Annotated in this window: 12 protein-coding genes; 2 read left to right on the top strand and 10 right to left on the bottom strand. The window is 34.3% G+C overall.

All coding sequences use genetic code 11. The annotated features are described in order from the left end of the window. Nucleotides 1-189 precede the first annotated feature (189 nt). The 4 genes from P9M13_04090 to P9M13_04075 all read right to left on the bottom strand — a co-directional run bounded on the left by P9M13_04090 (nucleotide 190) and on the right by P9M13_04075 (nucleotide 1,280). Nucleotides 190-405, bottom strand: coding sequence for a type II toxin-antitoxin system HicB family antitoxin (locus tag P9M13_04090; protein MDP8262467.1), 216 nt, complete (start codon nucleotides 403-405; stop codon nucleotides 190-192). 17 nt (nucleotides 406-422) lie between these two features. Beyond that, nucleotides 423-626 carry a type II toxin-antitoxin system HicA family toxin gene (locus P9M13_04085; GenBank protein ID MDP8262466.1) on the bottom strand — a complete coding sequence of 68 codons (204 nt, stop codon included), beginning with the start codon at nucleotides 624-626 and terminating at the stop codon, nucleotides 423-425. Then, nucleotides 619-840, bottom strand: coding sequence for a type II toxin-antitoxin system HicB family antitoxin (locus P9M13_04080; GenBank protein ID MDP8262465.1), 222 nt, complete (start codon nucleotides 838-840; stop codon nucleotides 619-621). Before P9M13_04080 ends, P9M13_04085 begins: the two co-directional genes overlap by 8 nt. Nucleotides 841-1,022: 182 nt before the next feature. After that, nucleotides 1,023-1,280 (bottom strand): hypothetical protein, encoded by a 258-nt coding sequence (locus P9M13_04075; GenBank protein ID MDP8262464.1) that lies wholly within the window; start codon nucleotides 1,278-1,280, stop codon nucleotides 1,023-1,025. A gap of 225 nt (nucleotides 1,281-1,505) precedes the next feature. Between P9M13_04075 and P9M13_04070 the strand changes: the two genes are divergently transcribed. Both P9M13_04070 and P9M13_04065 read left to right on the top strand, forming a co-directional pair. Beyond that, the gene (locus P9M13_04070) at nucleotides 1,506-1,709 is read left to right on the top strand and encodes a type II toxin-antitoxin system HicB family antitoxin (protein MDP8262463.1); all 204 of its coding nucleotides are present in this window, start codon (nucleotides 1,506-1,508) and stop codon (nucleotides 1,707-1,709) included. Then, complete coding sequence (locus P9M13_04065; GenBank protein ID MDP8262462.1) at nucleotides 1,706-1,909, top strand: type II toxin-antitoxin system HicA family toxin; 204 nt, start codon at nucleotides 1,706-1,708, stop codon at nucleotides 1,907-1,909. Before P9M13_04070 ends, P9M13_04065 begins: the two co-directional genes overlap by 4 nt. A 144-nt stretch (nucleotides 1,910-2,053) precedes the next feature. On the opposite strand, the gene P9M13_04060 is transcribed toward P9M13_04065, so the two are convergent. The 6 genes from P9M13_04060 to P9M13_04035 all read right to left on the bottom strand — a co-directional run bounded on the left by P9M13_04060 (nucleotide 2,054) and on the right by P9M13_04035 (nucleotide 6,518). Further along, nucleotides 2,054-2,617, bottom strand: coding sequence for an EpsI family protein (locus P9M13_04060; protein ID MDP8262461.1), 564 nt, complete (start codon nucleotides 2,615-2,617; stop codon nucleotides 2,054-2,056). A gap of 467 nt (nucleotides 2,618-3,084) precedes the next feature. Then, entirely contained in the window at nucleotides 3,085-3,435 is a 351-nt protein-coding gene (locus P9M13_04055) for a DUF1016 N-terminal domain-containing protein (protein ID MDP8262460.1), read from the bottom strand. Between the two features lie 136 nt (nucleotides 3,436-3,571). Next, the gene (locus tag P9M13_04050) at nucleotides 3,572-4,009 is read right to left on the bottom strand and encodes an ATP-binding protein (GenBank protein MDP8262459.1); all 438 of its coding nucleotides are present in this window, start codon (nucleotides 4,007-4,009) and stop codon (nucleotides 3,572-3,574) included. Nucleotides 4,010-4,119: 110 nt separating this feature from the next. Further along, nucleotides 4,120-5,004, bottom strand: a complete 885-nt coding sequence (locus P9M13_04045) for a nucleotidyl transferase AbiEii/AbiGii toxin family protein (GenBank protein MDP8262458.1) — start codon at nucleotides 5,002-5,004, stop codon at nucleotides 4,120-4,122. Beyond that, on the bottom strand, nucleotides 4,988-5,788 hold the full coding sequence (locus tag P9M13_04040) for a type IV toxin-antitoxin system AbiEi family antitoxin (GenBank protein MDP8262457.1): 801 nt from the start codon (nucleotides 5,786-5,788) through the stop codon (nucleotides 4,988-4,990). The genes P9M13_04045 and P9M13_04040 overlap by 17 nt, the downstream gene beginning before the upstream one ends. A gap of 529 nt (nucleotides 5,789-6,317) precedes the next feature. Then, nucleotides 6,318-6,518, bottom strand: a complete 201-nt coding sequence (locus tag P9M13_04035) for a hypothetical protein (GenBank protein MDP8262456.1) — start codon at nucleotides 6,516-6,518, stop codon at nucleotides 6,318-6,320. Nucleotides 6,519-6,718 lie beyond the last annotated feature (200 nt).

Here is a 6,718-nt window from a genome sequence, read left to right as displayed (position 1 = left end):
TCATTATCTTTTTATATAAGAGATAGTCATCTTTATTAAAGAAAGTTTGTTGCCGTCTATTACCCCTCTGGATAATATGATGAGGAATATCAGGTATTATAATTCGTGCTATTCTAACCATGTTAAGCATTATATTTTAAATGAATTAATTCGTCAAATAATTTAGTATGGTGTCCCTGAAATACATATTTATGCATACATTAACTTGCCTTTTGGATCAGGAATTGGTTTGCCTGCATTTTTTGCTGTTTCAATCCATTCCTTTATTATAACTTCAACATTCTTTAACGCACTTTCATAACTTGAACCATCAGCCATACAACCAGATAATTCAGGAACCTCAGCAATATAAGCGTTATCATCCTTACTCCAATAAATCAAAACTTCATATTTGTATTTATTCATTAGGATTCTCCCCCATTTTATTTCCTTTCTTTTCCAGCAAAGGTTGTCCTTATTGCCCCATCCATCCCTACACAATCAAAATAAATGGCAACGTCCCTATTTAAATGAGATGTTCGTTTTTGCATTGCAATATGACTTCCATGCTGCCTTACCTCAATGAAATTATGATTGGCAAGAATTTGACAGACATCTCGTCCCGAAAGAATGCGTAATTTACCCAACAGCCACCTCTAAATGAGTTATATAAACTTCTTCATGAAATCTTCCTTGTATCTCTTGCTCCGAAGCTGTTTTTAAAAATAACTGAATCGCTTCAATTAAGTTTTTTCGGGCTTTTTCTATTGTATCACCTTGACTTGCGATATCTAATTCTGGACATAAAGAAACATATCCATTATCCTCCCGCGCTATAACTGCTGTTAATTGGTATTTCATTTTGTTCCCTCCACCCATTTTTTTATTATTATACTATGCCGGGTTTTATCATAAAACACATGTGCGGCGATATTTTTATTTATAATAGCATAAAATAAGCATTACGTATAATATGGACATTTCAACAGCTTCTATCCGCTCCCCAGGAAATTTTATTAACCAATATGCCAAGTTCGCTTCTTTTAACTTTCTGTTGTCTCGAGATCCATACGCACTATCTCCGGTAAACGATGGTGGTTTCTTCCCAAATCGTTTTTCATAATTTTCAACTTGGCTTCGCACAACCTCTGTGCCCGGTTATAAAAATAAGCAGTATTCCTATCCCTAATCCCCGCTCTCCGGCTCTTTATTGACCACAAAAGCCCGATAACAAGCAAAAACACAATCACATTGAAAGGATTCACTACATACCATAATATTTTTGATAAAACAAAAAACATACTTTACTCCTCAGTATCTATCAATTGCACATCTGTGCCCTTTTAATCAATGATTTTATATTGACGATAGGCAACAGATATGGTACAAATAAAACGTGTAAATTGTGAAAAACACAAGAGGCAGAAGACCTTGAAAAAGCAAATTCGCGAGTTCGTATGTTAATTGTTGGATAAAGAATAAAATTTTACGTAATTTCACATTAAAAAAGGGGTAGGTGATAAATCATGAAACTCAAAGTTATAATTCATCAAGCGGAAGAAGGTGGATATTGGGCTGAAATACCTGCAATTTCAGGCTGTGCCACTCAAGGGGAAACATTCGAGGAACTTCTCAGTAACATCTATGAGGCTGTTGAGGTCTGTTTGTCCATCGACATAAAAGATGTCAAAATTACTGATAAGGATGAAATTATAGAGATTGCTGTATGAAAAGCATTTCAGGAAAAAAATTCGCCAAATTGCTTGAAAAGAAAGGCTGGAAATTGAAAAGAACAAAGGGCAGCCATCGCGTTTATATGAAAGTTGGTAATCCTGCGAGAATCTCTGTTCCTATACATAAAAATACATCCCTCAAAATAGGTCTATTGAAACATTTAATGAAAATTGCAGCTATAGAAGAGAAAACATGAAAAACGGCAGACCTATACTGGCCAGAGTTAGATATTGACTTATCTACAGAAATTTAACCAGTCCAGAAAAGCACCCTTTAACATACAAGTAATAGACTCTATTATCAACTCACTGCACCCAACCGTAAACCGCTACACCGAGCATTATTGTTCCGTATCTTTCATATGTTCGATTATAGGATACATATCTTTAAAGAATTCTGTCATTGTATTCATACTATCATCTACACTCTTGTCTATATGTGTCGATAACCTCACCATTGCCCATTTATATTTCTTACCATACATAACCCGGTACGCTGAATTATACAAAACTGCTTTATAATGTTTGTTCATATTATTCTTATAAATCGGATACCAGTACCATATCAGCTCACTCTGTATACCCTTGTCTTTAGTAGGAATATGAGTAACTATAATGTTTACCAGAACAACTTCTCCCCCAATGTCAATATTCTCAACTTTCATCTTATCAATTATCCACCCTTGAGCAGGCAAACAATCTGTCGGTGGATGAAGTGAACTTTTTAGATCGCTCACAACCATTGTTATTTCAACAACATTTCCTGCCTGATCCTGATACACTCTTCGTGATATATCACTCTCTGGCAAGCCTGTTATTTCTACTTCAGTTAGGCCGAGATCTTTTAGCATCTTCCAGCTATTAATATCAGTTTTAAATAAATGGACCCAACGAATCTTGAGCAAAGCTAAATCCAATTGTGGATATATATTTAAAATCAAAATAATACAATATCCCCACTAAAACAGCACTTATACCTAATAATATTTTTGAATATATTGACATACATAAACCATTTCTATTTATTCAATGCGTTATCAGTACTTTATAAAACAGGGTAGCCGCAGGTCTTTAGCCTGCGAAATTATTAAGTATCTCTTCAACAACCATCTCTCTAAACTCAACCAAATCAGATTCATTAAGTTCTTCCAAAGCTTTTAAACAACAACAGTTTATCATTAAATCTATATAACTTAAAGTCTCTTCATTCTCCTATGTAACCATGTTCTTTAGATTCCTAATGGCGGATTTATGTCGGATTAAAGTATATTCAGCACCCCTACCTACAGCACCTTTTCTTTGAAAAATCTCTTTCTCGCAAAGTTCAGTCAAATCGCGTAATGCGATTCTGTCGGTAACCTGTGATAATTCTCTATATTGTGCCCCACGGAATTTGGATGATTTGGGCAACAGCTTGTTGCCCAATTGCATTTCCTTGATTATAAAACAAATACCATTGTCTGGTATATTTCAAATTACGCTCTAAAAACCCCTTTATTTCAGGAAATTCCGCCATTAAATCCTTACTTAACCGAAAAAGGAACCCTTCTCCCCATTTAAAATTAGCCTGCTTGGCTACGATTTCACATCCCAGCGCCCAATACAGATTAATAAGTTCGGTATTCACCTTAAGCACAGCTTTAATCTGGGCAGAGCGCACTCTTTGTTTTATATCCAAAATCCATGATTTGTATTCTTTATTCATTGTCATTTCAAAACTCATAGTCAAACTACTTTAAGTTTTTACCGATAGTTTTTTTAGTTCATTGCCTTTAGCAAATTGTTCCGAAAGTTTAGCAGTGAATAAATCTCATACGTATTATTATCAATTTGAACTATTCAAGCATCATATATAATTACTAAACAATTTTCCAATATCCACCTTTATCAGGACCAACACGTTTTAACAATCCTGATTTTTTCAAGTTTGCTATCTGATATTTGACAGTCCTTTCACTAACACCAATTACTGGGGCCAGTTCTGCTATAGTGATTATTGGATTATTCTTCATCAATTCTAGAATTTTCTGGGAAGTTTTCTGGGAAGTTTTCTGGGAAATTTTCTGGGAACCAACTGTTTTTAGTGAATAGCGTGGATCCCGATAAAAAATAACTTGAAAAAAGTTCTCTATTTCAAATAACGGTTCTTTTAACCCTGCCTCTCGCATAAGAACTCGCATTCTTTCAATGCCTGATCCCATACGTTCAACTTTACCCATTCTATGGAATAAATCAGCTATAATAGGATTCCTTCTGACAGAAGATTTCCCAAAGTTCTTGAGAGAAAATAGGGACAGCTACCTATTTTTGGGCTTTCTAGTAGAACGATTTCAAAATAACATATCAGAAAATAGGTAGCTGTCCCTATTTTTGCAAAATTATAACGCATTGCATGGATTGGTATTACCTAGAGTGTCCCTATTTTATTCATCTCCTTATTGATCCGCTTAAGGGCTTTATCGAGATCAAAAATTTCCCGCTCATCAGCTGTTAAAACGTCAAACAGCTCCTTTTCTATTCTGTATCGCATGTCGGTAATCTCATTGTTAGATCGACCGAGATTAATGCGATATTTTGCTAAATCTAAGTCTCCACTATCTTCCTTAATCTTTTTCTTAAAAAGCTCAATAACCTCTTTATCCGCTAAAATGAAATTATTACGCAGAATAAAGTCAAGATCATAAAAATCGCGTGGGGCAATGTTTTTTCTCAAGGCAGCAGCTCGAAGCTTTTCACTCACAATCTCTTTCAATGACAAACAATTTACCTCACCACCATCAAAAAGTGGCTCACCCGTAAATGGATGCAAAAACTTATGTTGCACTTTCATTTTCACTACAGCGCAAATTGGATTAAACCTAAGTCCTATTTCAAATTTAATTATCTGATCAGTTGGCTGAAGCACAGATTTATATGTAAAGTAATAAACATACTGCTTCGACTCATTGCGTCCTGTTTTTTCTACTCCTTTAATGTGAAAACCAAGTCTTTTGACAAATCCTTCGATCTTATCCTTAATCGGTTGTATTGATTTGCGTCGATTAGTTCTAGTCGTTGTGTATTCCGGTAAACGCATGCTAAAATCCAAATCTTCGCTCAAACGATAATAAGAGTAATAAATTTTATTAAGACATGTGCCACCTTTAAATATAAGGTCCTGCGAAAGCTCATTGATTTTCGATAAAATCAAGGTTAAGTAATAATCCTTCTCTATAAGTGACGCACGAAAGCCGGTTCGATTGGCAGTCATATTGATAACATCTATAAATTGCGCCTTATCTTTGTGTATCATTTATGATAACTTTCCATTTCGTATTAAGTTTACCTTTGAAAGAACCGGTGAATGAACTTATTGCCGTATCTTCTATGCTTTTGATAATCGGGATAAGCTCTTTATCAGAATACCCCATTTCTTCCATCAACATGCCAATTTTCTTACGTGTTTTAATGTTAGGAAATTTTGCCACAAAACGAATAAACTTCCTACTATCACAACGATCCTTCATGAGTTCACGCTTGAGAATTTCAAGAGCGCTTTTAATGCCACCAACCGGTTTATTAAAATAGACCAAATCAACCAGTGTGCGTTCTAACGAACTGATTATTACTTCTTGACCCTCAACACTAATCTTATCAAGACCATACATCCGGCTTTTTGGAACTCTCAAGAAATTGAATATAACACCGCATATTTTTTTGTTTCTACGTTGCAATGAGGTATTTATGATGTACATTACTTGAAAAAGTTGATCTGTCAAATTATAATAATTATACATTGTTGAGTAGCCTATATAATAATTGTTTCGCGGGAAAAATTGAGGTGGAATAAGCATTTCGTTTATACCGGCACCTCCTTCGCCATATTCAAGGGGCGAAAAAACATATATTCCGCGCTTAATAGTGGAGAAAATACCTTTCTTTTTCAATCGATAAACAATTTTATTTCGCTCGATGTTATCAAACTTGAAGAATGCATCTAACTCTTCCTTAGTTACAATACGCTTCTTTTCGTATGAAAGGCGCGAAATTACCTCGATTTCTTTCTCTCCAAGACGCTTTCTTTTTATTGTGTTCATAATACCCTCATAAAGGATTATCGTTAATTTTATTATAAGATTAACGATATCACATTTCCCCTATATGTCAATTCAAATCTATTAGTCTAAGTAACCTGTGAGTAAATCAGGGGCAAACATTCATGTTAGATTAATTACAGCAAATTACACCATAATTATAGAATTTTTAGGTAAATTTACAGTGAAGTTTTCTCAAAACAAAGGGCGCTGTCTCCTTTTACATTTAGGAGTGTCCTGTTAATGTCGGATTTATGTCGGATTAAGATGTATTTAGCCCCCCTACTACACCACCTTTTTGATAAAAAATAGAACCGTCCCCAATTTCGCAAATAAATTAATTCGTCAAATAATTTAGTATGGTGTCCCTGAAATACTTGGGTGAATTGGGCAACTGCTTGTTGCCCAATTGCATTTCCTCGATTATAAAACAAATACTAACAATATCCTTACAATTCCAACTCTTCATTTCCAAACAATTGCGTTGCAACTCTTTACGTATTAATGAGTTTAAAAGGGTGTCCCGCTTTTATTAATTTATAACTTTTGCCAACTGCTTATCTGTTTTTATAAGATTATTTACAACTGTAGATAAATCAGAATTTTTCTTTTTAGCTATACTTGCAACAAAAGTCATAATTTCAGGTTTAAGGTATATAGGTAAATTTAATTTCAAATTCGGTTTGTAAAATTTACCCCTTTCCCCTTTAGAAAAATCATATTCCTTTTTCATTTTGACACCCCTTCTTATATTGTTCTGCTTCATGTTTAGTTGCTTTACGGCTTGAAATAATAAACATATTTCAGGGACACCATACTAAATTATCTATTATTTTTAATCTTAGGTCCTCTTTTTTGATATTGTAATACTCTATTTATTTTTTTCTCGCATCTCTTTACAAAATTTACATCTCCTAATGGTCGACCCGTTCG

The sequence above is a fragment of the Candidatus Ancaeobacter aquaticus genome, from assembly GCA_030765405.1.
Taxonomy (GTDB): Bacteria; Auribacterota; Ancaeobacteria; order Ancaeobacterales; family Ancaeobacteraceae; genus Ancaeobacter; species Ancaeobacter aquaticus.
This window is presented reverse-complemented; position numbering and strand designations above follow the sequence as displayed.